23 protein-coding genes are annotated in these 26694 nt (G+C 44.2%); 5 read left to right on the forward strand and 18 right to left on the reverse strand.

Annotation, left to right across the window (positions count from 1 at the left end; all coding sequences use genetic code 11):
• Positions 1-187 precede the first annotated feature (187 nt).
• The gene (locus tag H0S56_RS12545) at positions 188-658 is read right to left on the reverse strand and encodes an IS5/IS1182 family transposase (RefSeq protein ID WP_017482311.1); all 471 of its coding nucleotides are present in this window, start codon (positions 656-658) and stop codon (positions 188-190) included.
• On the reverse strand, positions 606-1001 hold the full coding sequence (locus H0S56_RS12550) for a transposase family protein (protein WP_008306679.1): 396 nt from the start codon (positions 999-1001) through the stop codon (positions 606-608). Before H0S56_RS12550 ends, H0S56_RS12545 begins: the two co-directional genes overlap by 53 nt.
• Positions 1002-1340: 339 nt before the next feature.
• Between H0S56_RS12550 and H0S56_RS12555 the strand changes: the two genes are divergently transcribed.
• From H0S56_RS12555 to H0S56_RS12565, 3 genes are all read left to right on the forward strand, one after another.
• A complete protein-coding gene (locus H0S56_RS12555; RefSeq protein WP_195725200.1) occupies positions 1341-2861 on the forward strand; it encodes a catalase in 1521 nt (506 codons plus the stop codon).
• 95 nt (positions 2862-2956) lie between these two features.
• The gene (locus tag H0S56_RS12560) at positions 2957-3379 is read left to right on the forward strand and encodes a thiol-disulfide oxidoreductase DCC family protein (RefSeq protein WP_195725201.1); all 423 of its coding nucleotides are present in this window, start codon (positions 2957-2959) and stop codon (positions 3377-3379) included.
• 10 nt (positions 3380-3389) lie between these two features.
• On the forward strand, positions 3390-3800 hold the full coding sequence (locus H0S56_RS12565) for a DoxX-like family protein (protein ID WP_004278508.1): 411 nt from the start codon (positions 3390-3392) through the stop codon (positions 3798-3800).
• Here H0S56_RS12565 and H0S56_RS12570 read toward each other — a convergent pair.
• The 9 genes from H0S56_RS12570 to hcaE form a co-directional block, all read right to left on the reverse strand.
• Positions 3790-4845 carry an MBL fold metallo-hydrolase gene (locus tag H0S56_RS12570; protein ID WP_005250593.1) on the reverse strand — a complete coding sequence of 352 codons (1056 nt, stop codon included), beginning with the start codon at positions 4843-4845 and terminating at the stop codon, positions 3790-3792. The two genes, H0S56_RS12565 and H0S56_RS12570, sit on opposite strands and share 11 nt — an antisense overlap.
• A 406-nt stretch (positions 4846-5251) precedes the next feature.
• Positions 5252-6187: a cation diffusion facilitator family transporter gene (locus H0S56_RS12575; RefSeq protein WP_005261714.1), complete on the reverse strand. Its 936-nt coding sequence runs from the start codon at positions 6185-6187 to the stop codon at positions 5252-5254.
• 181 nt (positions 6188-6368) lie between these two features.
• Positions 6369-7274 (reverse strand): DMT family transporter, encoded by a 906-nt coding sequence (locus H0S56_RS12580; protein ID WP_195725202.1) that lies wholly within the window; start codon positions 7272-7274, stop codon positions 6369-6371.
• A 168-nt stretch (positions 7275-7442) separates the two neighbouring features.
• Positions 7443-8675 carry a 3-phenylpropionate/cinnamic acid dioxygenase ferredoxin--NAD(+) reductase subunit gene (gene hcaD, locus H0S56_RS12585; RefSeq protein ID WP_195725203.1) on the reverse strand — a complete coding sequence of 411 codons (1233 nt, stop codon included), beginning with the start codon at positions 8673-8675 and terminating at the stop codon, positions 7443-7445.
• 11 nt (positions 8676-8686) lie between these two features.
• Positions 8687-9649, reverse strand: coding sequence for a 3-carboxyethylcatechol 2,3-dioxygenase (locus H0S56_RS12590; RefSeq protein ID WP_195725204.1), 963 nt, complete (start codon positions 9647-9649; stop codon positions 8687-8689).
• Positions 9650-9719: 70 nt separating this feature from the next.
• On the reverse strand, positions 9720-10535 hold the full coding sequence (gene hcaB, locus H0S56_RS12595) for a 3-phenylpropionate-dihydrodiol/cinnamic acid-dihydrodiol dehydrogenase (RefSeq protein ID WP_076752999.1): 816 nt from the start codon (positions 10533-10535) through the stop codon (positions 9720-9722).
• Between the two features lie 2 nt (positions 10536-10537).
• A complete protein-coding gene (hcaC, locus tag H0S56_RS12600) occupies positions 10538-10864 on the reverse strand; it encodes a 3-phenylpropionate/cinnamic acid dioxygenase ferredoxin subunit (RefSeq protein ID WP_004278517.1) in 327 nt (108 codons plus the stop codon).
• Positions 10864-11382 carry a 3-phenylpropionate/cinnamic acid dioxygenase subunit beta gene (hcaF, locus tag H0S56_RS12605; protein ID WP_005107991.1) on the reverse strand — a complete coding sequence of 173 codons (519 nt, stop codon included), beginning with the start codon at positions 11380-11382 and terminating at the stop codon, positions 10864-10866. Before hcaF ends, hcaC begins: the two co-directional genes overlap by 1 nt.
• Entirely contained in the window at positions 11379-12746 is a 1368-nt protein-coding gene (gene hcaE, locus H0S56_RS12610) for a 3-phenylpropionate/cinnamic acid dioxygenase subunit alpha (RefSeq protein ID WP_195725205.1), read from the reverse strand. The genes hcaF and hcaE overlap by 4 nt, the downstream gene beginning before the upstream one ends.
• A 281-nt stretch (positions 12747-13027) precedes the next feature.
• Here hcaE and hcaR point away from each other — a divergent pair, with 281 nt between their 5' ends.
• Positions 13028-13936, forward strand: coding sequence for a DNA-binding transcriptional regulator HcaR (gene hcaR / locus H0S56_RS12615; RefSeq protein ID WP_195725206.1), 909 nt, complete (start codon positions 13028-13030; stop codon positions 13934-13936).
• Positions 13937-14317: 381 nt separating this feature from the next.
• On the opposite strand, the gene H0S56_RS12620 is transcribed toward hcaR, so the two are convergent.
• The 7 genes from H0S56_RS12620 to H0S56_RS12650 all read right to left on the reverse strand — a co-directional run bounded on the left by H0S56_RS12620 (position 14318) and on the right by H0S56_RS12650 (position 22278).
• The gene (locus H0S56_RS12620) at positions 14318-15178 is read right to left on the reverse strand and encodes an alpha/beta fold hydrolase (RefSeq protein ID WP_004278523.1); all 861 of its coding nucleotides are present in this window, start codon (positions 15176-15178) and stop codon (positions 14318-14320) included.
• Between the two features lie 279 nt (positions 15179-15457).
• Positions 15458-16720 carry an OprD family outer membrane porin gene (locus tag H0S56_RS12625; protein WP_195725207.1) on the reverse strand — a complete coding sequence of 421 codons (1263 nt, stop codon included), beginning with the start codon at positions 16718-16720 and terminating at the stop codon, positions 15458-15460.
• Positions 16721-17148: 428 nt separating this feature from the next.
• The gene (dmpG, locus tag H0S56_RS12630; RefSeq protein ID WP_195725208.1) at positions 17149-18168 is read right to left on the reverse strand and encodes a 4-hydroxy-2-oxovalerate aldolase; all 1020 of its coding nucleotides are present in this window, start codon (positions 18166-18168) and stop codon (positions 17149-17151) included.
• A gap of 12 nt (positions 18169-18180) precedes the next feature.
• The gene (locus H0S56_RS12635) at positions 18181-19077 is read right to left on the reverse strand and encodes an acetaldehyde dehydrogenase (acetylating) (RefSeq protein ID WP_004647362.1); all 897 of its coding nucleotides are present in this window, start codon (positions 19075-19077) and stop codon (positions 18181-18183) included.
• 24 nt (positions 19078-19101) lie between these two features.
• The gene (locus tag H0S56_RS12640) at positions 19102-19899 is read right to left on the reverse strand and encodes a 2-keto-4-pentenoate hydratase (RefSeq protein WP_195725209.1); all 798 of its coding nucleotides are present in this window, start codon (positions 19897-19899) and stop codon (positions 19102-19104) included.
• A gap of 407 nt (positions 19900-20306) precedes the next feature.
• On the reverse strand, positions 20307-20975 hold the full coding sequence (locus H0S56_RS12645) for an HAD-IA family hydrolase (protein ID WP_005250564.1): 669 nt from the start codon (positions 20973-20975) through the stop codon (positions 20307-20309).
• Positions 20976-21321: 346 nt separating this feature from the next.
• A complete protein-coding gene (locus H0S56_RS12650) occupies positions 21322-22278 on the reverse strand; it encodes an RluA family pseudouridine synthase (RefSeq protein WP_004278531.1) in 957 nt (318 codons plus the stop codon).
• Between the two features lie 766 nt (positions 22279-23044).
• Here H0S56_RS12650 and H0S56_RS12655 point away from each other — a divergent pair.
• A complete protein-coding gene (locus H0S56_RS12655; protein WP_195725210.1) occupies positions 23045-26521 on the forward strand; it encodes an Rne/Rng family ribonuclease in 3477 nt (1158 codons plus the stop codon).
• The last annotated feature ends 173 nt before the right edge of the window (positions 26522-26694 follow it).

Raw genomic sequence — 26694 nt, forward strand, 5'->3', positions numbered from 1 at the left:
CTCGATTAAAAAAACGTTTAAAATAAATCAGTTATAAAATTTATTTTAAACAATACTATTCACTTATTATTTTTATCCTTTGATAAAAACATATTATCGACTTAGATATTGTTATTTTCGTTTAATCCCATTCATTATTCGAGTTATTCAAAATATATAGAATTTGATATTAGATGTCTTTCATAAATCATTTTTTACTCAGCTCCAAGTTGTAGATTCCAGCGATTAAATTGAATCTCAAACCAAGCCTTTTACCTCTATTTCGATAACGCTCAGCAAGAATTTTGAAGGTTTTCAGGCTGCCAAATACATGCTCAATTCCGATTCTTCTTTTATTGATTTCTTGATTATAGATTTTCAATTCAGGATCCAATTTACAGTGTCTTTTGGCTTTTAATGGCAACAGGCTATTCGGATACAACACATAAATCCCCTGATAGCCTTTATCTGCAAGGATAAAAGCCCCAAAAGGAATCTGGTTTAAATTGCGTTTGAACAACTCGAAATCATGCACTGCACCGCGACTGGTACATAAACTCATAATTTGCTGAGTTTTGTAGTGAATCATGGCCTGTACTTTAAAGGTATAGGTCTTTTTCTTGCCGCTATAGCTTTTCTTCTGTTTTTTTAGGTCTTTGGATTGGAATTTCCGTGGCATCCACGATCACAACATTCCAGTCGATGCCTTCGCCCTCGGGTAAATCTTTGGGTAAATTAAACAGATTGGACCGAATCAGGCAGTCTTCAACATGACGGACAATTCTTGAGGCTGTGGGCTCTGAAACCCCGTAACTCGTCGCAACGTGAAATAAGGTTCGGTATTCCCGCCAATAGCTCAGACAGAGCAGAACCTGATCCTCCAGGCTTAACTTGGGCGGTCTGCCTTTGGCAGAGACATGCTTCTGCAATTGCTCAACCATCAAATAGAAAGTTGACCATGAGATGCCTGTGTATCGCTTGAACTGAGGATCAGAAAGCTTGTTTGAATCGATGTATTTCATCCGCAGATTATGCACGAATGCCAAGAAATCCGGAGTGCAAATATTAACCAAAAAGAAGGTCGTTTTTTGATTTATGAAAGAGATCTATTGTCACAGAGTGGAAAACCCGTTACTTTTTAAGAGTAACCATTTAATTTTCAACATTTTAAACTTTATTAAATTTAAAAATATTTTTTGAGTGAGCTCACTCAATTATACCCTGAATTCCGTTTTGTGCTGTAACACCCTTTATTTAAAGATATTGTAAATATAGCGAAACCTGATCTGATTAGCATATATCTCAATATTTTATGAATACTAGGTAAACGACATAAGATATTCAAAACTTGGAGAGGAAAGATGAGCCAAGATTTTAAAAAATGCCCTGTCACCCACCTGACCACTGAAGCTGGTGCGCCTGTGGTCGACAACCAGAACAGTATGACGGCAGGTGCGCGTGGACCTTTGCTTGCTCAGGATTTATGGCTGAATGAAAAACTGGCCAACTTTGTCCGTGAAGTGATTCCAGAGCGTCGTATGCATGCCAAAGGTTCAGGTGCTTTCGGTACCTTTACCGTGACCAATGATATTACCCAATATAGCCGCGCTAAAATTTTCTCTGAAGTCGGCAAAAAAACCGAAATGTTTGCGCGTTTCTCAACGGTGGCAGGTGAACGTGGCGCAGCCGATGCAGAACGTGATATTCGCGGTTTTGCCTTAAAATTCTATACTGAAGAAGGCAACTGGGATCTGGTCGGCAACAATACTCCGGTATTTTTCCTGCGGGATGCCCGCAAGTTCCCTGACCTGAATAAAGCAGTCAAACGTGACCCGAAAACCAACAAGCGCAGTGCCACCAATAACTGGGATTTCTGGACACTCTTGCCTGAAGCTCTGCATCAAGTGACTATTGTTATGTCGGATCGAGGGATCCCGACTGGTTACCGTCATATGCATGGTTTTGGCAGCCATACCTTTAGTTTTATCAATTCCCAGAATGAACGCTTCTGGGTGAAATTTCATATGCGTACCCAGCAAGGTATTCAAAACCTGACCGATGCTGAAGCTGCAGATTTGATTGCTAAAGATCGTGAAAGTAGTCAGACTGACCTATTTGATGCCATTGAGCGTGGTGAGTATCCAAAATGGAAAATGTACGTTCAGATCATGCCGGAACTGGAAGCCGAAACAGTGCCTTATCATCCATTTGACCTGACCAAAGTCTGGCCAAAGGGCGATTATCCACTGATTGAAGTCGGTGAATTCGAACTGAACCGCAATCCGGAAAACTATTTCCAGGATGTAGAACAGGCAGCCTTTGCACCAAGTAATCTTGTACCGGGCATCAGCTACTCACCGGACCGTATGTTACAGGCACGTTTAGTGAACTATGCCGACGCAGCGCGTTACCGTGTTGGCGTGAATCATTCACAGGTTCCAGTCAATGCTGCACGTTGTCCTGTACATTCGAACCGCCGTGATGGTCAAGGCCGCATGGATGGCAACTATGGTTCATTGCCACATTACGAGCCGAACAGTTTTAGCCAGTGGCAGGAACAACCGGAATTCAGAGAGCCTCCACTGAAAATCACCGGTGATGCCGATTTCTGGGATTTCCGTGAAGATGACAATGATTACTTCAGCCAGCCACGCGCCCTGTTCAACCTGATGAATGACCAGCAGAAACAGGCTCTGTTTAATAACACGGCCGGAGCGATGGGTGATGCGCTAGATTTCATTAAATACCGTCACATCCGCAACTGTTACGCTTGCGATCCAGCTTATGGGCAAGGCGTTGCTAAGGCCTTAGGTATGACTGTAGCAGATGCCCAAGCAGCACGTGAAAGCGATCCAGCCAAAGGTTTGCCTAGCTTTCTCTAAGCCAGTTTAGACATGTATAGAAACCACCTTCGGGTGGTTTTTTATTGCAGCATCAAGCACTATAGAAACAAGCTGGCACAAAAAGAAATACAACAATGCATCCAAATATTGAAGACATCATTCAACAATACGACATCGTTTTATTTGATGCTGTTTGCGTGATCTGTAATGGCTGGGCACGGTTTTTGATTCAATACGATAAAAAGATTCAGTTTAAACTGGTCTCCGCCCAATCGCCTTTAGGTACAGCACTGCTCGAACATTATCAGATGTCTACTGAACATTACACCACCATGCTCGTCATTCAAGATGGCACACTCTATACGGAATCGACTGCCTTGCTGAAGGTGCTGCAGCATCTCGGTTTTCCCTTTAATTTAATGAGCGCAGGTTATTTGGTTCCACATTTTATCCGAGATTTTCTGTATCGTGTGGTCGCTTTAAATCGTTACAAGCTATTTGGTAAAACCAAGTATTGCCTGATTCCATCCAGCGAAAATAAACGCCATTTTCTGTAAGAAGCTGTTCGTGAATCCTAAACCTGTATTCCTACAACCACTGCGTACTATCCAGCTGACTTTGGTCATACTATGGCTCTATCAGGGACTCATTCCAAAAATTCTGTTCCAATCACCCGCTGAAATCACAATCTGGCAAAATATGGGTTTTGAGCTGGGACTGGCCAAAGTCTTGGTTGGACTTTCCGGAGGATGTGAAATGCTATTTGGCTTATGCTTTCTGAAATGGAACCGGTCCATACTCTTGCATAGGTTGAATATTATCGGACTTGCTGGATTACTACTGCTGATTGCATTCACAGCCCCGTTGCAACTTACTGCGGCATTCAATCCTGTGGTAATGAATACCGCCATGCTGATGCTTTCTGTAGTGGCCATTCAACTCATCCAAGAGGAACAACAGGAAGTACTTAAACAATAATCCGTTTGCCTTCCCGTATGCAGTAAAACGGATTAATCAATTTGGAAGAATGCTTGATGATCTCATGCAACTCATGTTCCGGTGCATCCCGGTCTTCATCTGTGAGCTGAAAAGTACGGTAATGAATCGCCAGTGAACATTTGGCCTGCAAGTCATGATGGGCATGAAAGGCATCTTCCGGATTCATATGGATCGCGCGCATCAGTTCACGCGGTTCATACGCTCCTATCGGGAGTAAGGCAATTCGCGGTGCACCCAGACGTTTACGAATTTCTTTAAAATGTGAGGCGTAGCCACTATCTCCGGCAAAGAAACAATGTTCCTTGCCATGTAATAAAGAAAAGCCTCCCCAGAGTGCGCAGTTCTGATCGCGCATACCGCGCCCTGATGCATGTTGAGCCGGCGTATAGACAATCCGGATCTCTTCAAAAAAGGCATTTTCCCACCAGTCCATTTCATGCACAGTATAATGTTCTGGCAAATACCAGGCATTACCCAGACCAGTATAAATCGGCATCTCAAAAGTGTTGTGCAGCCATTCCAGACTGGCCAGATCCATATGATCATAATGATTATGGCTGAGCAGTACCGCATCAATCTGGGGTAACTCATCCAGGGCAATGCCAGCCGGAATGACCCGCTGCGGCCCTGTGGAAGCCGAAGGACTGGCATATTCCGCCCAGACCGGGTCAGTCAGGAAATTATAGGGGCCGATCTGAATTAATGTGGTGGCGTGACCAATAAACCAGACTTGCCAGTCATCCAGAGCTGCATCTGGACGCTGCTGTGGCAATGCGCGCGGACGAGAAAAAAACTCGGCACGTTCCTCGTCAAGATTAACATTCCAGGTCTTGGATTTTCGGGTAATGAGCCATTTGTATAAATCAAAGCGACCGCGCGATAGAGAAGCATGCTCAAGATTACGAAACTGTTTTCCGTCGAAATGATCTGAATGCAGATACTCAAACACTGGCTTAGACCAGAGATGTTTCCAACTGGATTCCGTGATTAACTGGAATTTTTTAGTTTTGAGAAGATCTTGCATAAACATCCACTATTTATTATTCGCTATATGCAAGACAACAACCTCTTGAAATGGTCAAGCGGTGCATCTTTTAATGAGCATACAAACTAAAAACAGGCACACTACAACATAGTATGAAATCCGTCACAGAAAATCATGTATGTTTTTGTTATTTTTAGCAAAAAAATGGCATTTCATCGACCTTATGGCTGGCTGAAGCCTTGGATTATCTAGAAAAATATCGCTCGCGCCCTTCTGTCTAAAAATACAAAATGATACTCAATATTTATAAGCCCATGCTGACAAAAGCATGTCTGCCCATTGATGATTTTATGATGAAATTCGCCATACCTCAGTATCATCACATCAATTGTGCGAGAAAGGCAAGTTGAGATCAAAATACCAACCTCAAGCGTTTTTTAGATCTTTATACACGACCTTGAGTTCGTTCCAGCCATACGGCCTTGGTTTGGGGTTTCACAAATAAAGCAATAATTTCCGGGTGCAGCTGTTTAATCTGCGCTTCGATCCGGTTGACACAGGCTTCAATTTCATCAGAAGTTAAATCATCTTTAAATTCCAGACTCAATGATGCAATGACTTGCTGAGCACCCATCTGCTCAGTCAATACCCCATTAGCACTAAAAACTGCCGCATCCTGTTGAGCAATGTTCAATACATCTTCACGCAGTTTTGGATCTGCCGTTTCACCCAGTAACAAACCTTTGGTTTCACGTGCCAGAAACCAGGCAGAAACCGCCAGAACAATACCAATTAAAATCGATGCGGCACCGTCCAATTCAGGAATATTCAGTTGATGCGCCAGAAAGATACCGACCAGAGCAATCACCAAGCCGACCAGGGCGGCAGTATCTTCAAATAACACGGTAAAGGTCGTTGGATCTTTACTGTGTCGAAAGGCTTCAAAATATCCCAGATTTCCCTTTTGTTTACGAAAGGTTTTTAAAGCCACTGACCATGAAAATCCTTCAAAAAGAATCGCCAGACCCAGCACAATATAATTGATCAATGGATCCTGCATGACTTCAGGCTGAAGAATATGCTGTATCCCTTGATAGATGGACACAATCGCACCCAGGGCAAAAACCATCAGTGCCACAATAAAAGCCCAAAAATACAGTTCACGCCCATAACCAAAAGGATGTTTGGCATTTGCAGGTTTTTCTGATTTTTTCATGCCATACAACAGTAAAATTTCATTCAAGGTATCCACTACGGAATGAATTGCTTCACTGAACATGGCAGAACTATTGGTTATATAGGACGCAACAAATTTCACCAGCGCAATCGCCAGATTACCAAACAGGGCTGCATAGACTACGATTTTATTGGATTCAGACATCCTGACACTGTCCTAAATAAGCTTGTGCAAGCTTGAATGATTTATGTATCAAAATCTTAATCATTTATTTTTGAAAGTTGTTTTACAAATTGTTGCTTAGTCGTGATCTCTCACGTTGTTGAATCACTTTACTCTCCACTAAAATAATAAAAGGGCTTTCGCCCTTTTGGTTTTTACAGTTTTAATGCTTGGAAAAATACTGCTCGCGCCACTCTTTCCAGAAATACATGATGATCCCGAACATCACCACAGCAATTCCCGCAAAAGCATGACTGCTGATAATTTCATGATTTAAGGTTGCTCCCAATACCAGAGCGATCACCGGCGTCATCACATTACTCAATGAAACGGTCGAAGCATTTAGACGGCGAATCAGCCAGAAATAACACAGCATTGCCACAATCGAGGACATGATCATGGTAAATACGAAACCGATCATTGCCTGTGTGCTAGGCAACTGAGTCGGCATATGTTGCCAGATAAAGGGTACTAAAATGAGTGAACCAGCTGCGGAGATCAGCAATGACCCCGTCGCTTGCGACATCGGACTCAAGGGGGCACTGATCTGTTTAACCCAGAAGATCGAGCTGATATAAGACACCATACTGATCAGCATCAGCACTACACCCCAAGGATTGATCTTGCTGTCTGCCGAGTCGGCAAAAACAAAACAAAAACCGGCGACGGCCACTGCCATGCCGAGCCATTGCAGCCAGATCAGTTTATGGGTTTTTAAAATCATATGCCCGATTAAACCGGCGATCAGCGGTGAAAAACCAAAAATCAGTGCCATCAATCCTGAGGTCAGATAATTGGCCGCCAGATAAATAAACAGCTGCGCGCCGATTAAATTCAAACTGCCTGCCAGATAACTTTTCATTGAAGTGCGGTCAAAAGGCAGCGGGTCGCGCATGATTTTCAACAGGAACAACGCAATAATCGAGGCACCAAAATAGCGAATGATCAGCACCCACATCGGGTGAATCTCGGCCACGCTCCAGACAATCGCCAGTGGCGTTGCCGCCCAGATCAGCACCAATAAAGCGTAAATACTTGCCGTGACCGGCAATGAAGATGAAGAACTCATAAGTCTCCTAAACGAGGCCAAGAAGTTCTGGATCAGCAACTTCAAAAATAGCGTATAGCGAATTCATGCTGAGATGAAGTTTTAATTTTTGATAAATTCATCAAGTTTCGTGCATAAAAAACAGACCTATGCAAAACATAGGTCTGTCCCAAGATATCTCAATACGACTTAAGCAATTTTGCGTAAGTCTTGCGCGATATCTAAATGTTTTTCAACATCAAACGCCGTATTTTTGCTGATCATTTTTTTCAAATGACGCATTTCTTTGGCTGCATTCACGGTAATCCCGCCAACGATCTGACCATCAGTCACACCGTACATCACGAATGAATTGTCTGCACCTTTGGCTGCATCCATTTCACCACGGATATGCCATTCAGCTGCGGCCATATCGCCGACAAACTGGAAGTTGATATTCAGCTGATCCGTCCAGAACCAGGCCGGATTGGCTTTCGGATGTTCCACACCCATCACGTGACGCGCGAAGATGCCTGCCTGAAGGTTGGCATTTTCCCAGGTTTCCACACGGCGGTGATTGCCACAGTCACGTAACTGGGTCGCAACATCGCCCGCTGCATAAATATCAGCATTCGAGGTTTGGCAGTGTTCATTCACTTTGATCGCAACATCAACATCCAGACCTACATCTAGCGCAAGCTGTGCATTTGGCACGATTCCGATTCCGTAAACTACAGCATCAGCACGCAGTTCTTCACCGCCTTCCAGCGTTACCACGACTTCTTCACCATCTAAACGGCAATCTGTAATCTTGGTTTCAAGACGCACATCGACCTGGTTTTGACGATGCTGCTCAAGCAGGAATTCGCTCAGGATACGTGGTGAACAACGGCCCATGACCATAGGACCCATTTCAATCACAGTCACCTGGCAGTCTTTGTAACGTGCCGATGATGCCAGCTCAAGACCGATCACACCACCACCGATCAGAATCAAACGACGGCCCGGTTGCAGCACAGGAACCAGCGCTTGAGAATCTTCAAGGTTACGCAGGGTATAAACGTGTTTGCCCAAAGCATCGAAGTTCGGTAAACGGCGCGCTGCACCACCGGTTGCAAGAAGCAACTTGTCATAAGCAACAAGGTCACCATTTTGAAGCTCAACCGTTTTCGCCTCGGCATTGATTTTCACCACGCCATTGCCACGAATGGTTTCCACACCCAAATCTGCCAGTTTTTGTTCTGACAGAATTTCGATTTTGGTTTCCTCTGGCTTTAAGATCACGTCTTTAGACAAAGGCGGACGCTCATAAGGCAGATGTGTTTCATCACCCACCAAAATGATTTTGCCTTCGTATTTGTTGGCACGGAGTTCTAAAATGGCGCTAGCACCAGCTTGACCAGCACCGACGATAACGATGGTTTCGATAGCATTTTGGCTCATGGGTTTAATCCTTATTTCAATTCTGCAGATACGATGCCGAAGCCCGCAATCCACTCACTAATATCTTCGTAGCAGTGAGTTGTCATTTCATACTCACCGACTTCATGTAATGCAGCAAAAGCAGCCATCCAGGAACGGACTTCCTGACCACCACGGCCACCCTCGACACGAATTTCAGCTTCCGTCATCGCTTCAATTGCAGCAAAGTCAGCTTTCTTGAAGGTTTCAAGCAATGCACAATCCCACTCAGGGTTCAACGGCACTGCAACAGATTTATCACCGGCAGCCAGTTTTTGACCTACTGCAATAATTTTTGCCTGACGGTTCTGGCGAGACTCTTCAGACGGGTTACGACCTGCAATCAGGAATTCTTCCACTTCAGGAGGAACCGAACCCATTTGCGGCGTTGGTGGATCGTGTGACAGACCACCTGTACCCAGTACCAGTACACGTTCATTTTCCAGGTTCAATGACTTGATGAACTGACCTACTGCACGGCCCAAAGCCACTGTACGTTTAGTGGTTGGCATTGGTGTAGCCGCACCATTGATGAAAACCGGAATGGTTGGATAACGGTCGAGCTGACCGCCACACAGGAAATGCAATGGCTGAGTCACGCCATGATCGGCTTGCATACGATATGAGTACGCAACATCCACACCTTCATCCAACACACGACGCACTAGATTAAGGGCTGTTTCTTCAGGCACATTAATGTGGTCATTGTCTTTACCGTAATCCCAGTCCCCTGCTGCTTTGGCACGAATACCCACGCAGAAGCTTGGCATCAGGTCATAGAAGAAGCCATTAAAATGGTCTGGACCAAAAGTAATGATTAACGTTGGATTATAGTCTTCAACTTCTTTGGCAAGTTTGGCAAAAGCTTCACGAACGGCTTGTTCTTTATGCTTTTCTTGCGGTGAAGCAAATTCCATTAATGGGCTGTGCGACGCACAAATAAGTTTAACGGCCATGAGAGACTCCAGAACGGAAGGTAGCCCAGAACAGGCTACCGAGTAAGTCCATTACATTTCAGACTGAATTTTATTCGTCAAAGAAACCTGCACGTGGTTGACGTAAACCACGAATACCCAGACCACATTCAGCGTTAATTAACACACCGGTCAAAGGACGGTTGTTTTGACGAGATGCCAAGAGCACGTATGAACCCGTCATGTCTTCCGGTTCAGGCAAGAAGTTCAGTGGCATACCACGTGCAATTTTCTCAGGATCACGGGCATCCAGCAGACCCAGGTTTTCCTGACCCAATGATGCCGCACCTTTAATATTCACATTCATACCTGACGGTGCAACAGCGTTCACTCGTACTTTAGGCGCAAGTTCGTAAGCCAGTTCTTTCATAATCCCGACACCCGCATGCTTAGATGCAGTATATACAGGGCCTCCGCCAGCGGAGTACAGTGCCGAATTAGACAAAGTAAATATGATAGAACCTTCAGAAGCGATCAATGCATCTAGTGCAGCCTTCGCACCGAGAATCAGAGATTTGGTATTAATGCCCATAATCTCGTCAAAGGCTTTTTCCAGTTGCTCACCCGATGTATTGACGATATCTGCATAATGATCCCAGATACCGGCATTGCCAACGAAACAGTCAAGCTTGCCGAAGCGTTCAACTGTTGCGTTTACAGCACGGACATTGTCTTCATAGCTGGCCACATCACCTGCGATCGCAAGCACGCGGTCACCGAAATGTTCTTTCAAAGCGTCAACTTTTGACTGTGAACGTTGAAGAACCGCAACTTGTGCACCTTCTTCCAGGAAACGTTCAACCAGTGCCCAGCCTAAGCCTGAACCACCACCAGTGATGAGTGCAACTTCGCCCTGTAGCCAACCCATGCTTACTCTCCTGCCATCTCTACAAACAATTGGCCATCTTCAACAATCACTGGGAATGTTTTGATTGGATCAGTTGCAGGTAGACACAATGCTTCACCTGTTTTTAAACAGAAACGTGCTGAATGCAATGGACATTCCACAGTACCGTCATCTTCAAGGTAACCTTCAGACATTGACGCATTACCATGACTGCATTTATCGTTCATAGCGAAGAATTCACCGCCATTGTTAAATACAGCAAGCGCTTCGATACCGTTTACGCCGCAATCCACTTTTAACGCTTCGCCTTCGTCTAATTCGTCAACTTGGCAAACAAAAATCTTATTCATTAGAAGAACACACTCAGGTTATGTGAGTTATAGGTAACTTGGTCAAGGGTGATCTTACGGTTGAAGATCTGGAAGCCCAGGCCGCCTTCAACTTTGCGAATCTTGTCATGACGTTTACCACAGTAAATCGTAACGTCTTTCTCTTTCTGGGTACGGTACAGAAGGTATGTCATGTACACATCGTATTCGCCTTCAACTTCAGTTGGCTCAACAATCACGTTGCTCACCATGTGAGTGGTACGTGATGGAGGCTCTTCAGCCCAAGCCATACCAGTTTCCAGACGAGCAACACGACGTTCTAAAAGATCTTTCGTATCATTGAATACCCAAGTCGTAGGTGGTTCAACTGAACGACGACGGTCACGGGTTTGTGCGTTTGGTGTGGTACGTAGCGTGTAAGAAATATCTTCAGCTAAGGTATCCAACCATTCGCGGAATTTCCAGTCGTCAAGCAGCTTTGCTTCGCGATACAGGAACTGACTAATTTGGTGATGAAGTTCTAAGCTGATTTGACTCATTTCATAAGCTCCTTCTCATATTCGTCAGCTGCTTTTTCCACGTCTTCCCATTTTTCATGAATCAATAAATCTGCCCAACGGCGGTACATACCACGTGCTGCAGTTTCAGAGAAAATATAGTTAGTGATACCCGGGATACCATCTTCACGTACTTTCTCGTTACCTTTACCCATTTCCATAATGAGTTTGTTTTGACGCGCTTTGTAACCACGTAAAACTTTTTGGATTTCGATCCAGTTTTCAGAGTCATCTTGCTCTAGGAAACCAGCAGGACCGAAGGCACGAGTTGCAGAACGTTCAAATGCTGCTTGTACATCTTCTGGCGCGTCCGCATCACAGATACAGAATGCCCAAACTTCAGTTTTGTTTGGACCACGTGGGTGCCATACACGAAGAGTCGCAGTACCGTTCAACCAAGACAATGTAGGGAACATGGTGTTGTGACCTGCAAGACGCAGCGCACGAGTTTCACCTAGGCGTTCTTTCACTTCTTCGTAAGTTTCGCGGAAGTAGTTTGCTACTTCACCATCAACCCATACGTTTGCGTCTGGTTTCTCTGTGAAGAAGAAGCCTGAACCGTGACCACGTGAACCGTATTGGATCGCGTCTTTCGCAGTTTCCCAAACTGGACGAGCAGTTTGTGCAGCACCAAGTTTTTTCGATGCTTCATCATCTGGTTTTGCGCCAAGGACTTGGATCGCAGATGCATGAGAGAACAAGGCATGATACTGGTCAGATGCAAACTGTTCCGCTGCAAATTTCCAGTTACACTCGATTTCCCATTTGTGTACACCACCAATGATTTCAGTACCACCTGGACGACGGTCAACAACGCCATCTAAATACCAAGCGATATCGCCCATGTATTCTTCTAGATCAGGTGTGGTTTCATCCCAACAAGCGAATACCAAGCCTTTGTAAGACTTCACACGATTCACTTCAACCAGACCCCATTGCTCTTTACATGCACCATGCGGGTAAGCACGCTCTTCAAGCGGGATATCTTTTAAAGAACCGTCAATGCCATATGACCAGCCGTGGTATGGGCAAGTAAATGCACGGGTATTACCACAGTCAGCGAAGCTCACACGCATAGAGCGGTGACGGCACTGGTTTAAAAATGCTTTGATTGAGCCGTCTTTTTGACGTGCCACAATGATTGGATCTTCACCCATGTAGGTATTGAAGAAATCACCAGCCTTAGGAATTTGGCTTTCATGGCAAAGGAATAACCAAGTACGACCGAAAACACGTTCGAGTTCTAATTCGTAAATGTCAGGATCTGTATAAATAGATGGCGTAATACGTCCATTTTGTGCATCGACTAAAGCATCGATTTCGCGCACATCAATTTTTCCACTCATGAAAAGCTCTCCTGTGACCTATCTTTGGCACAAAGTAATAGACTCAACTTTTCAACGATGATGGATTTGACAGCGTTTTTCGGGAAATATTTTTTTTGTTTCAATTAAGAGCTTAAAGCAATTATTAAGCACGTGAATTTTTATATTAAAACATCTATTAATCCCGCCAGAGCATTTAGTTTATGAATGGGAAAATAATCTTCACGACATAGTTGTTTATAGATTATACTTTGAGGAAATTATAGTAAGACATTTTTTGGATTACTCTTTGGGTTGATGACATGGAATTACGACACCTTCGCTACTTTATCACCGTTGCTGAAGAGCTCAATTTTAGTAAGGCAGCACTTAAACTTTATACGGCTCAACCCTCACTTAGCCAGCAAATCAAAGACCTGGAAGAAGATGTCGGGGTAAAGCTACTCAACCGGACCAAACGTAAAGTAGAGCTGACCGAAGAAGGCGCCGTATTCCTGGAACAGGCCCGTCTCACCCTTACACAGGCGGACAAAGCCGTTGCCATGGCACGTCAGGTGTCACAGGCCAAACAGCAAATGCTCCGTATCGGTTTTGTACCGGTAGCCGAGATGAAAATCTTCCCCTATATCTTGCCAAATCTACGTGTACAGAACCCAGATTTAAAAATTGAACTGCTCAGCCTGAACAACAATGAGCAGATGCGTTTGTTAAAAAAAGGTGATCTAGATCTGACATTTACCCGTCATAATTTCAATAGTGATGAAATTGAAAGCCAGTTCGTGATTCGTGAACCGCTGATTTTTCTCCTGCCTAAAGATCACCCCTTAGCAAAATACGAAAGAATTCCTGTTAAAGCATTGAATGGTATTGATTTTATTATTCCATCAGCAGAGCAGTCCTTGACCCTGAACCAGGCTATTCTGGACTTTGCCAAAGCCAACGGCATTGAACTCAATATCGTGCAAAAGGCCGATAATATTTTATTTAATATCAACTCGATCGGAATGGGCCTAGGCTGTACCATTTTGCCTGGCTATATTGCACCACTAACCATGGATAATACCGTGATTCGTCCGCTGGACGTGGAGTTGCCCTATTTAGACCTGTATGTCAGCTACCATAAAAACAACAAATCCTATGTCGTGAGCAAATTTCTTGAGCTTTTGACCCGTGTGTTCTATCTGGATATTAACCGTAGCGAACAAAATTAATCCTATTTCTTCCCTGCATTAGGCATATGCCATTCAACTTGTGATAGGCATATGCTTTTTTTGTTTTATTATTTTATGCTTAAGAATCCATTTTTAATTCTATTTTATAATAAAGAATCTATTTCTGGCGCTTAAATTTGTCACTTGCCCTTGACCCAAATTGTGTATTTTTAGCTCTAAATGTACTGCATTTACCACTTAAGTCTAATAAAGTTTCATTCGGATTTTTCTCAGTTTAAATAGCTCAAACCTATAAAAATTATTAGATTTTTATATTTATTCAAATAAATGAGAATCAAACTCACTTAGGTGCGCTACCTTAAATATTTCCGATATAAAAAAGGATGACCAAAGCCATCCTTTTTTAAAACTGTATCAAACTTATTTTACGCCGTGAACAGCCAGGTAGTTTTTGATCACAGTGTTGAACTCATCTGCTTTTTCAACTTGAGACCAGTGACCGCATTGGCTGAAGATATGTGCATCAGCATTTGGCACGATGTTCAGGATGTCCCAAGTACGAGAAACCGGAATCACCACGTCTTGCGTACCATGAATCAATAGTACAGGCACAGTAATGTCTTTCATTTTTTCGAAGTCTAATGGGAATTCGAAACGGTCACGGTCACGTGCGCCAACCACATCCATTAAACGATTTGATGCATAGTCATTTGCAGCAGAAGCAAAACGTACTTTTACCAGTTCATCAGTAATCAGGTCTTTGTTTACGACAAACATAGAAAGGGTTTTCTTGATTCCTTCTTCTGTAAGAACTGGGTTTGCGTGAGCTTTAAGTGCAGCTGTCTGTTTCGCACCGCCCGTACCCATAGACACGATACCCAAAATACGATCTGGATAATCCAATGCCATCTGGAATGCTAACCAGCCACCCAGAGAGTTACCGACCAACCAGGTTTTTTCGATACCCAAAGCATCTAGCGTACGGATCGCATGATCTACCCAGGCACGGATACCATATTCAGTACCCGGTGCAACCACAGTTTGGCCATAACCAATGGTATCAATCGCGATACAACGCGCTTGCTCGCCAATTTGTGGTAGGTTTAACCACCAGTTTGCCGCGGCCGATACACCTGTACCTGAACCGTGTAAAAATAGAATAGGCGTACCTTCACCAATTTCGTGGTAATGGGTCAACTCGCCTTCAGCGGTTTCAATCCATTTGTCTTCTAAGCCAAAGAATGGATCTGTTTGATAGTCAGGGATTTGAACAGTGCTCATATTGCTTCCTCTTACAGTCTTTCGCTTGCGTGTCCCTCTATTTTCAAGAATTCGACGTCAAGTTGACTCATTAAAATGACTTGTGTACACCCTTATATTAACCGCTCAACCGCAGCAAACTGATACAAAATTACGATTGCACCCAACAAAATAGATATAATTTAAGTATTTGTTTTATATATTTTTTTATAAATTAAACCCTACATAAACTAAGGTTTTAACTGCATTCTTAAACCAAAAAGCAGCCAGAAGACTGACTGCTTTTAAAATATAGGGGTATTAGAATTTATGGGTATAAGTGGTGGCGACACGGTATTCTTGCAGGTCTGGTTTTGCTGGATTGGCAAAATTCACATCAATATACATCGCCTGTACACCCAAACCTTTTAATTTACCTTCTGGCACAGTGTAGTTCACGATGGCATTCACTTCATCCGTATTGAAGTTCTGACCTTGATACGCCCCAGTACCTTTCTGATCATAACCTTTGAAATATACTGCTGTTGCGTTTAGGCCTTTTGCACCCATTTCAGAGAAGTCATAGCCATAAGAAACACTCCATGACTTTTCTTCTGGTGCGGTAAAGGTCGCTACCCCCCAGTTCGCCAGATAAGGCTGTGGCACCCAGCCACCCAATGTCGGGAATGCACTATCACCAAACATTTGCTGGTAACCCACACCTACGCTATGTGCACCATGATTCACTTTTGCAGCGACAGATAATGCCTGGTTATCGATCTCACCATACAGCTTGTCACCTGACTCCGAGTTATCGAAGTAACGGATATGGCTATCTAATTTGGTTTTTTCACCAAGCGCAGTTTTGTAATTTACCCCCAGATAATGCTGTTGATAAATGTCTTGAACATCGGCATACCAGTAACTAGCACCTACTTCTTTCGTGAGTTGGTGATCTATACCCGCAATCCACATGCCATCAGCTTCAGCACCCGTATCATAGAAACTTGGTGGAGCAAATTTAGTTAAATCACGGAACTGGTTGTCATAACGGTTGTTAATACCATCAATATACGCCAGAGTTAACTTGGTATCCTTAAGGTCTTTAGACTCTAACCAAGCGCCACTATAAGTCGTTAATAACTGACGGGATGGATCGAATACCAAGACTGGAGATACCGGCAATAACTCGCCGACTTTCAGCTCAGTTTGTGAAACTTTGGCTTTTAAGGTCGCGCCGACTTTACCGAAATGGTCTTTTGATTCTTTGCCATCGTGCGGTAAAACCCAGTCCGGATTTTTATCACGGCCATTGAGTTTGACTGCATGTTGCACCAGTACATCAGCACCGACCTGCACACCACCACCGATATCGTGATAACCCGATTTGGCATCCAGAGTCACGCCTTGTGACCAAGAACCCCAGTTACGTGATGAATAGTCATCTTGATACTGACGGTCTAGATAAAAGTTTTTAAATTTGAGTTGAACATTGCTGTCGTCAATAAAGTCTGCATTCGTTGCAGTTGTCCCTAAAGTTGCTGTCGCAGCAAGCATTGCAATCCATAAATTGTGACGACGCATGATGAGTTCCCCATTCAGCAGATAAAATCCATGCAGCCATCATGCGCAAGTCGGTTTAAATAAAAAATCCGACCACAGTATTAAGATTTTCTGCTTTCATCGGCCGATATTTCAGACCTCTCCTCAAGCAACCAATCGCTTAGATTTTAAAACGATTAATTAAAATAAAAAATTGACCAGATATTTAATTTATTTTTTGTTTTCTCTATTAATAAGCGCAATTTTTTTAAAAATATTGAGCCACTATTTTTTATTTATCATTTTTATGTTTAAGGAAAAAATTAAACTAAAATAATCTTCACATAACACTATAACTAAAATATCTGAGATCAGAGTTTTAATATATTATTAAAACTACTTCATAATAAAAAAGCATCCACTTTGGATGCTTTTTTATTAGCCTTATTTTAATACGATTGCATTAAAAATTAAGCTTGTAACTCACGCGCTTTAGACATGGTTAATGCCAGGTCTTCAATCATGTCTTCCTGACCACCAACCGTACCACGGCGACCAAGTTCCATCAGGATTTCACGCGCAGATACGCCATATTTCGCTTCAGCGCGTTTAGCAAACAACAGGAATGAAGAGTAAACACCGGCATAACCTAAAGTTGCCGCATCACGGTCGGCACGGATCGGGTTGTGCATCATTGGAATCACCAGATCTTCAGCAACGTCTTGTACTTTAAACAAGTCAACACCAGTGTCCATACCCATACGGTTTGCCACAGCGATAAACAATTCGAGTGGTGTATTACCCGCACCAGCACCTAAACCTGCAGACGCCAAATCAACACGTACCGCACCTGCTTGAACCGCAGCAACAGTATTCGATACACCCATGCCTAAGTTGTGGTGACCGTGGAAACCAAGCTCAATACTTGGATCCAAGTGTTGACGTAAGTGACCCACACGGTCGATCACGTCCTGCGGAAGCATATAACCCGCTGAATCTGTCACGTAAATACAGTTTGCACCGTAAGACACCATCTTGTTTGCTTCTTCAAGCAATTTTTCAGGAGATGCCATATGCGCCAACATTAAGAAACCGACGGTGTCCATTTCTAGTTTACGTGCAGCGGTGATGTGCTGCTCAGAACAATCCGCTTCAGTACAATGCGTCGCCACACGCATGGTAGAGACACCAATTTCATGTGCCATTTTCAAATGGTCAACCGTACCGATACCAGGTAAAAGCAATGCAGAAATTTTTGCATTTTTCATACGTGGCACAACAGCAGACAAATATTCTTCATCTGTTGCAGCAGCAAAACCGTAGTTCACTGATGAACCGCCAAGGCCATCACCGTGTGTTACTTCAATTAAAGGTACGCCAGCATCATCAAGTGCTGTTGAAATTGCAATCATTTGCTCAACAGTCGTTTGATGGCGCTGCGGGTGCATACCATCACGTAAAGTCATATCATGAACAATAATCTTAGACATTTTGGTATTCCTTTAAGCTTCAGCGGTGTTGAACACGTGTTCTGCAAACATTTCTGCAGTACGTGCAGCTGCTGCAGTCATAATATCCAGGTTACCTGCATATTTCGGCAGGAAGTCACCCAGACCTTCAACTTCCAAGTAAATTGATACACGGTTGCCATCAAATACCGGACCATTTACCAGCTTGTAACCTGGTACGTATTTTTGAACTTCCTTGATCATGGCATGTACAGATTCAGTAATCGCTGCCTGATCCGGCTCACCTTCTACTAGACAGTGAACAGTATCACGCATCATTAGAGGTGGCTCAGCCGGGTTAATGATGATGATCGCTTTACCTTGTTTCGCGCCGCCGACTTTCTCAATGGCACCTGCAGTAGTACGTGTGAATTCATCAATGTTTTTACGCGTTCCCGGACCAACCGACTTAGTCGATACGGTTGCAATGATTTCGCCGTATTCAACAGGTTGAACGCGAGAAACCGCAGCCACCATCGGAATCGTTGCCTGACCGCCACATGTCACCATGTTCACGTTTGGTACTTCGCCCGCTTGTAGTAATGCTTCAAGGTTGACTGGTGGTACACAAAATGGACCAATCGCAGCAGGCGTTAAGTCGATCATCAACACGCCAAGTTCATTCAGCTTGCGGCTGTTTTCAGCATGGACATAGGCAGAAGTTGCGTCGAATGCAATTTTGATGTCATCAGCAATCACATGAGGAAGAAGACCATCAACGCCTTCAGCTGTGGTTTTTAAACCCATTTTCGCAGCACGCGCCAAACCTTCAGAAGTCGGGTCAATCCCCACCATCCAAACAGGCTCTAACCATTCGCTGCGTTGTAATTTATAAAGCAAATCCGTACCAATATTCCCTGGACCGATCATTGCACATTTAATCTTTTTCATGAATGTACTCTCTTGGAATCTTGATTATTCAGCAGCGAATGCAGCGGTTACTGAACCGAAGCCTTCAATTTCAACTTTGAATTCATCACCTGGTTGCGCCACAACCATTAGACCTAAAGCACCCGTCAAGATGATGTCACCTTTTAACAGCGGACGACCACGGCGTACCATTTCATCTGCCAGCCAAACAGCAGCATTCAATGGGTTTGCCAGACATGCTTTACCCACGCCTTGAGAAACGACTTCCTCACCGCGCGTCATCACCATCTTGCAGTTCACAAGATCAAGTTTTTCTAACTTAACCGGCTGAGAACCCAAGACAAATGCAGCAGAAGATGCGTTATCCGCCACAGTATCAATCAGGCTGATTTTCCAGTTTTCGATACGGCTATCGACCACTTCAATTGCAGGCAGTGCATAATCAGTTGCGCTGATAATGTCTGCATACGTGTGTTTTTCTTTGGTTAAATCCTGGTTAATCACCAATGCGATTTCTGCTTCAACTTTCGGCTGAATCAGAAGGCCAGCTGGAATTGCTTCACCATCGCCATAGGCCATGTCGGCAAATAACATACCGAAATCCGGCTGATCTACACCCAGTTGCGCTTGAACGACTTTAGACGTCAAACCAATTTTACGACCCACCAGACGGCGACCTTCAGACAAAGCACGCTCGGTATTCACTTCCTGAACGGCATAGGCGATATCTACGTCAGCACTTTCACCGCCAAGTTCCGGGCGAATCGGTGCAATCGCAGTTTGTGATAATTCAGCGCTACGAAGTGCTTGTGCAACTGATTCAACAACAGCAGAATTCGACATCAATGTTTCCTTAAACTGCAAAAATTAGGCTTATGCCGGGATCTAAGAGGGACAGAAAATATGGACATGATCAGGCTGATCATCCGCATGGACTGCCTTTCTCAGAGCGAGCATAGGAATAAACAGTTTTAGGATGGGAAAAATCTGGCGTTTGTGCCAATAGTTATTTTATTTTTTGCTATAGCTATTATCTATAAGAATAATTTATAAAAAATTAAATAAAACAAAATCTTATTGTTTAAAACACATCGTTATTTAGCAAAATAACTGCCATAATATGACCGAATAAAATCAGTACAATTACGACTTTAGACTAAAAGATAAGAACCAGCGCTTAAATCTGCAGCATTCCCCAGCCAATTTAAACCGGGGAACTGCTTGTTTTTCATTACAACCAAGATACTGGATTAAACTGCTTGTTTCCATTGGACTTTAGCCAACAAAGCGCTATGCAAAGCAGCCACATCATCCACGATACAGACTGGATTAAATTGTGCTAAAAGTTCAGGTTCATGCACACCATAACTTACCCCAACGCTTGGCATGGCAATATTTTGCGCCATTTCCAGATCATAAGACGTATCACCGACCATAATCGCATGTTCAGCCTGCACACCGGTTTCCGCCAGAATTTCTTCTAACATGAGTGGATGAGGTTTAGAATGGGTTTCGCTGGCTGCGCGCGTACTCACAAACAGCTCTTCACTGTTCGTCTGTTTTAATACACGATCCAGACCTTTACGGCTTTTCCCTGTGGCTACTGCCAGCTTCACGCCTTGCTGCTGTAAATCTGCGAGCATGTGCGCTACGCCTTCAAACCAGGAATCTCCTGATGAGTTGGCAACATAGTGATCGGAATAAGCCTGCAAAATATCCGTATGTAATTCTGGTACTGTCGGGAATAAACGCTGTGCAACTTCAGGTAAACCCAGTCCAATAATACTTTTCGCATCTGCATCCGTTAACGGCTGCTGAAACTGCTGTGCGGCAAACTGCAAACTCGCCACGATTTGACCCACTGAATCAAATAAAGTGCCATCCCAATCGAAAATGACCAATTTTACAGGTGAGTTCATAAAAGATTTCCTAGATTTGATTCAGTCTTGAAGCCCTCTCCTACAAGGAGAGATTTTTTTTCATTCTTAAGCAAATGACTTTATTAAAAGAACCAATAAAGTCGAATTATCAATGAAGTTTTAATTCAACATTGCTCTTTAATAAGTAACGTTCCCTCTCCTGAACGAGTTTAAAGCACTGCTTTAAACGACGTGCAAGAAGGAGACTTGCTCAGTAGTGCTGCTTAGGGAGAGGATTCTTTCGAAATTTAATCTCCCCTAGCCCTCTTTAAGAAATAGGGGAATTCCCTCCTTTTTCAAAGGAGGGTGAGGGTGGATTAAATTTATTAAAAGAAAAAATAAGTCCTTATTGGGCAGCCGGTTTATCCGCTTTCTGCGCTCTTAACTGCGCCACCAGACTCTGCATATCTTCTGGCAATGGTGCTTCAATTGCTGGATAGCCCGGAATGTCCAGACGCATTGCATGTAAACACAAACGGCGTGGTTTTGGCCCACGATATTCTGTTTCATGCCCATACTTTTCATCGCCTACTAACGGATGGCCAATACTCAAACCATGAACACGAATCTGATGGGTACGACCAGAAAGCGGAGATGCATATACCAGTGTGGCATGCATAAAACGTTCCTGCACATTCCACTGGGTTTTAGACTCTTTACCTTCTTTCGGGGACACACAGACACGACGTTCACCATTGGCCAGCTCATAACGATGTAAAGGTGCATCAATCAACTGTTTATCCAGACTGACCTGCCCTTTTACCACAGCCGCATAGGTTTTTTTGATTTTATGTTCACGTAACATATCTTGTAATGTTTTCAACACGCTACGCTTTTTAGAAATCATCACCAAACCGGAAGTATCACGGTCAATCCGGTGAATCAGTTCCAGATACTTTTTACCAGTCGCTGCACGCAAGCCTTCAATCAGGCCATAGGCCACACCGCTACCACCATGCACAGCAATCCCGGAAGGTTTATTCACGACCATCAAACCTTCATCTTCATAAATCACACGGGCCAATAAGCCTTGTGCCACTTTGTCGGAAACAGGTGCAGCAGATTCATCTTTTTGTTCATAGCGAATCGGCGCAACGCGAATCTGGTCACCGATTGCGAGTTTGGTTTCTGCTTTAATGCGTTTTTTATTAACGCGAACCTGGCCTTCACGAATCAGACGATAGATACGGCTTTTTGGCACACCTTTCAGACGACTAAACAGGAAATTATCGATGCGTTGTCCATCTTGATGTTCATCCACTTCAAACCAAGTGACGTTTTGCCATTGTTGCGTAGAATTCATACAGTTACTATGACCCAAAAAATACTAAAATTGATTAAAAACTGATCACTTAGGTTATGCTTTACACAAGAAACATAAGCTTAGCCCATAGGCAGATGATGCAAGGTTTGATATAGTCAGCGCACGGAAACCATCGTTTGTGAGTAAAAGTTGAATCATTTCAGATTTTTCTGAACTTGATTGTTCAATTAAAGACTCACATGATACGGGAAGGTCCCCAAAGAATTATGCCACGCCGAAGGCTTATTATATCGGCAAACAAAGCAAACTGTTGCGTTTAATTGTACCTCAGGTACATAAATCAGTTTGTCTTAAAAAATATGTCGCCAACTTTGTTGGTTTTTAAACGTAAACTGATACACATCAGATTAGTCGCAACCTGAAGACGACTTCAGGCTACAGCGTTGATGCATTGGATCTGCACAGTTTGTAAAGATACGACGACAATTCCGTATCAAGACACTTTCTATAAAGAAGGGATGATCTTCGAGCAATGTGACAGTGAAAGTTACACACATCCAATGCACCGCTCGTCCGCCAGTGAAGCGTTCAGGTGACTTTAATCCGTTTAAAGATTGAAGCCGTATTGCCATCATCAATACGTGAATCAAAAACCGAAGCCCATCTATATTAAATAGAGCTCGGTCATAAAAGACTCAAACCACAATGAAATTCATTGCAGATTTGAGCCATTGATCCGTGATGTGTGATGTTCGCTACGTGTATAGCGATTTTTTGCTGTGTATCACTATAAGGTGTTACACCCATGAAACGTATGTTGATTAATGCAACACATGCCGAAGAAATTCGCGTTGCACTTGTCACTGGTCAGCGTCTTTACGATTTTGATTTAGAAAATCGTACCCGTGAACAAAAAAAATCCAATATCTACAAAGGTCACGTGACTCGCGTTGAACCTTCTTTAGAAGCTGTATTCGTTGAATACGGTGCAGGTCGCCAAGGCTTCCTGTCAATGCGTGAAATCGCAAATTCATATTACAAAGCCGACCCTCGCCAAACTTCAAATATCCGTGAACTGATCACTGAAGGCACCGAACTTCTGGTTCAGGTGGAAAAAGAAGAGCGTGGCAACAAAGGCGCTGCCCTGTCTACTTTTATCTCACTTGCTGGCCGTTATTTGGTATTAATGCCAAACAACCCGAAAGGTGGTGGTATCAGCCGTCAGATTTCCGGTTCAGTGCGTGAAGAACTGAAAGAAATGCTGGCAACACTGAACGTGCCACGTGGTATGAGCGTGATTGTGCGTACTGCCGGGATTGGCCGTTCACAAGAAGAATTGCAACTCGACTTACAGCACTTGTTAGACCTTTGGGCACAAATCCAGAGCACGGCAAGTTCAGGCCCATCGCCAATGCTGGTACATCAGGAAGCGGGTGTGGTAACACGTGCCATTCGTGACTACCTGCGTGATGATGTTGCTGAAATCCTGATTGACTCAGAACAAGCCTATAACGAAGCCTATAACTTCGTAAAAGCGGTAATGCCACGTCAGTTAGAAAAACTGAAAACTTATACCTTAAATGAACCTTTATTCGCGCATTTCGCGATTGAAAGTCAAATTCAAACCGCTTATGAACGTGAAGTAAAACTTCCTTCGGGCGGTTCGATCGTGATCGACCAAACTGAAGCTTTAGTGTCAATTGACATTAACTCAGCAAAATCGACTCGCGGTAGCGACGTTGAAGACACCGCGTTGAACACCAACATTGAAGCGGCAGAAGAAATCGCGCGTCAATTACGTTTACGCGATATCGGTGGCCTGGTGGTGATCGACTTTATCGACATGACCAAAGACCGCAACCAGCGTATGGTGGAAGCGAAGCTACGCGAAGCTACGCAAAGTGACCGTGCCCGTATTCAGTTCGGTCAATTGTCACGTTTTGGTTTGATGGAAATGAGCCGTCAACGTCTGCGTCCTTCTCTTGAAGAAGCGACTGGCTACGTTTGCCCACGCTGTCATGGCACCGGTATGGTCCGTGATCTTCGTTCTTTATCACTTTCGATTATGCGTAAAGTGGAAGAAATCGCGCTACGTGAACGTCATGGTGAAGTTCAAGTCGAAGTTCCAGTCGAAATTGCTGCCTTCTTATTGAATGAAAAACGTCACACCTTGGTCTATTTAGAACAGACTTCAAATGTACGTGTGACTGTGTTGCCTCACCCGCATCTGGAAACACCGCATTATGAAATCACTTATAATGCCGAAGGCTTTGCACCAACCAGCTATGAACGTACTGAAGCAACTCGTTCAAGTGAAAAAGAGTTGGGCTATGAGTCATCTGAATGGCATTTAGAAGAAGAACATACGCATGCTGCTGCCCCAGCGCCTGCTCAACAGCAAAACAACGGCAGAAACAATAAACGCCGTAACCAGCAAAACCAAAATGCACAGCAAGCACCTGTTGCGCAACAAGCTCCTGCCCAAGCACAAGTTGCGGCTCCTGCATCTAGCCCATGTGCCTGGTTAGAAAACCTGTTTGTTCAAAAACAGGCAGCGACTATTGATCAATCGCGTACTGCCAACAATGCAGCTGCAGCAATTGAACAAATGATCAATGGCGGTGCGGTGAGCCGTGGTCAGTTCGGTCAATTGTCTGCACCAGTGGCACAACCTGCGCCACAGCAAGTGTCTCAACCTGCTGCTCCGGCAAGCAGCAATGCCTACCTTGCACCATCGACTGTAGCGCAAAAACAGGAACGTGATGCTGAGAAACCGGCAGAGCGTGATGAAAGAGCGCCGCGTCATAACAATAAAAAACCACGCAATCCGAAGCACAAAGAACCGCGTGAGCAGGTTCAGTCTGAAGCTTCCGCTCCTCAGCAACATCAGGTGCATGAAGAAGTGGTTCAGGTATCTCGTCAAGAGCAACGTCATGAAGCACGTGAAAACAAGCGTAATTCTCGCCGTCAGCATCACAATGAGCCATCTCAGCAAAATGATGTTCAAAACAATGAGCAACAGCCACAACAGGCAATGCCACGTCGTGACCGCCGTAACCAGCCACGTCAGGAACGTCCAAATCGCCACCGCGATCCAAGCGTGCTGAATGAGCAGGCTCAACAAGCAGCACCTGCAGTCGTTGAAGCGCCAGCAGTCAATGACAAACAGCTTCGTGTTGAGTTGGTCGATGCACCAAGTCAAGACGTGATGCCAACAGCCATGGTCGTGAATATTGACCAGGCGAAAAGCGAAATCGTGGCATTGAATGACAATGCTGCAGTTGTAACGCCAGCGGTTGAAGTTACTGCACCGGCAGATGCGCCAGTTGAAGAAGCCGCTGCTGAAAATGTAGTAGAAGCTGCACTGACAGCACCTGCTGAAGAAGTTGTGACAGCGGAAGAATCAAGTGCTGAAAAACCTCGTGCCAGCAACGATCCGCGTCAGCGTCGTCGTCAGCAACGTGAAGGACAGCCTCAACAGGCTACAGTTCAAAAGTTGACTCCGTCACAAGTACCAACTTTGGGTCAGTTCACTATTGGTAGCCTGATTCGCCATGTTTATGGTGAAGACTGCTCCGTACTGATTGAACAGTTTGGTTTATTGCCAACCTTCAACCGTGCTCTAGAGAAGTTCACAAAACAGTACAACGCGAGTCTGGTGGCTGCAGCAACGCCTGCCACAGAGAAAAAACCGGTCACCCGTGATGTTCAAGTGACCGTAGCCAAGGTTGAAGCAGAGCCTGCTCCAGTTCTGGACCTGACTCCACCAAAACCGGTGTCGGACAAACGTGTCGCAAACGATCCACGTGAGCGTCGCCGTCTGGCTAAGCAGGCTGCAGAACAGGCCCTACAACAAGCCAAGCAACAGGCTAAAGTAGAAACAGCTCCGGCAATTGAAACTGCGCCAGAAGCACCTGTAGCAGCAGAAGCGCAAGCAGAGTCTGCTGAAGCAGCGGCAACTGAAACTCCAGTAGCCACTGAAATCGCTATTGAAGAAACCGTAAATGCTCAGCCAGCTGAACAAGCGACTGAAACGACGGCACCAGTAGATGCAGCTCCTGCAGAAGCGGCTCCAGTCACTGAAGCTCAACCTGAAGATGCTGCGCCAGTTGAAGCAAATGCTGAATCAGAAGCTCCTGTTACAGAAGCCCAGGATCAGGCCGAAGTAACAACAGAGGACACTGAAGCCAGCGAAGCTGAAAAAGCGGAGAAGCAAGCTGCTCGTCCACGTCGTCCACGTGGTCGTCCACCGAAAAAAGCCAATACTGCAACTGAATCATAATTTGCTCAATTGCAGTCATCTAAAAAAACCTAGTCATTTCGATGACTAGGTTTTTTTTTGCTAGATTTAGTCAGAATAGGTTGATTGCACTAGTGTTTTAACGCTAAAAGATGGATAGCTCGTCTACTGTATATAAATTGAACGTATCGGATACGAAAAATAAATAGGATTCT

The sequence above is a fragment of the Acinetobacter lwoffii genome, from assembly GCF_015602705.1.
Classification (GTDB): domain Bacteria; phylum Pseudomonadota; class Gammaproteobacteria; order Pseudomonadales; family Moraxellaceae; genus Acinetobacter; species Acinetobacter lwoffii_E.

Excerpts from the sequence above, each read along its gene's own strand:
- H0S56_RS12545 (WP_017482311.1), bottom strand. The coding sequence starts at position 658 with ATGCCACGGAAATTCCAATCCAAAGACCTAAAAAAACAGAAGAAAAGC.
- H0S56_RS12550 (WP_008306679.1), bottom strand. The coding sequence starts at position 1,001 with ATGAAATACATCGATTCAAACAAGCTTTCTGATCCTCAGTTCAAGCGA.
- H0S56_RS12555 (WP_195725200.1), top strand. The coding sequence starts at position 1,341 with ATGAGCCAAGATTTTAAAAAATGCCCTGTCACCCACCTGACCACTGAA.
- H0S56_RS12560 (WP_195725201.1), top strand. The coding sequence starts at position 2,957 with ATGCATCCAAATATTGAAGACATCATTCAACAATACGACATCGTTTTA.
- H0S56_RS12570 (WP_005250593.1), bottom strand. The coding sequence starts at position 4,845 with ATGCAAGATCTTCTCAAAACTAAAAAATTCCAGTTAATCACGGAATCC.
- H0S56_RS12575 (WP_005261714.1), bottom strand. The coding sequence starts at position 6,187 with ATGTCTGAATCCAATAAAATCGTAGTCTATGCAGCCCTGTTTGGTAAT.
- H0S56_RS12580 (WP_195725202.1), bottom strand. The coding sequence starts at position 7,274 with ATGAGTTCTTCATCTTCATTGCCGGTCACGGCAAGTATTTACGCTTTA.
- hcaD (WP_195725203.1), bottom strand. The coding sequence starts at position 8,675 with ATGAGCCAAAATGCTATCGAAACCATCGTTATCGTCGGTGCTGGTCAA.
- H0S56_RS12590 (WP_195725204.1), bottom strand. The coding sequence starts at position 9,649 with ATGGCCGTTAAACTTATTTGTGCGTCGCACAGCCCATTAATGGAATTT.
- hcaB (WP_076752999.1), bottom strand. The coding sequence starts at position 10,535 with ATGGGTTGGCTACAGGGCGAAGTTGCACTCATCACTGGTGGTGGTTCA.
- hcaC (WP_004278517.1), bottom strand. The coding sequence starts at position 10,864 with ATGAATAAGATTTTTGTTTGCCAAGTTGACGAATTAGACGAAGGCGAA.
- hcaF (WP_005107991.1), bottom strand. The coding sequence starts at position 11,382 with ATGAGTCAAATCAGCTTAGAACTTCATCACCAAATTAGTCAGTTCCTG.
- hcaE (WP_195725205.1), bottom strand. The coding sequence starts at position 12,746 with ATGAGTGGAAAAATTGATGTGCGCGAAATCGATGCTTTAGTCGATGCA.
- hcaR (WP_195725206.1), top strand. The coding sequence starts at position 13,028 with ATGGAATTACGACACCTTCGCTACTTTATCACCGTTGCTGAAGAGCTC.
- H0S56_RS12620 (WP_004278523.1), bottom strand. The coding sequence starts at position 15,178 with ATGAGCACTGTTCAAATCCCTGACTATCAAACAGATCCATTCTTTGGC.
- H0S56_RS12625 (WP_195725207.1), bottom strand. The coding sequence starts at position 16,720 with ATGCGTCGTCACAATTTATGGATTGCAATGCTTGCTGCGACAGCAACT.
- dmpG (WP_195725208.1), bottom strand. The coding sequence starts at position 18,168 with ATGTCTAAGATTATTGTTCATGATATGACTTTACGTGATGGTATGCAC.
- H0S56_RS12635 (WP_004647362.1), bottom strand. The coding sequence starts at position 19,077 with ATGAAAAAGATTAAATGTGCAATGATCGGTCCAGGGAATATTGGTACG.
- H0S56_RS12640 (WP_195725209.1), bottom strand. The coding sequence starts at position 19,899 with ATGTCGAATTCTGCTGTTGTTGAATCAGTTGCACAAGCACTTCGTAGC.
- H0S56_RS12645 (WP_005250564.1), bottom strand. The coding sequence starts at position 20,975 with ATGAACTCACCTGTAAAATTGGTCATTTTCGATTGGGATGGCACTTTA.
- H0S56_RS12650 (WP_004278531.1), bottom strand. The coding sequence starts at position 22,278 with ATGAATTCTACGCAACAATGGCAAAACGTCACTTGGTTTGAAGTGGAT.
- H0S56_RS12655 (WP_195725210.1), top strand. The coding sequence starts at position 23,045 with ATGAAACGTATGTTGATTAATGCAACACATGCCGAAGAAATTCGCGTT.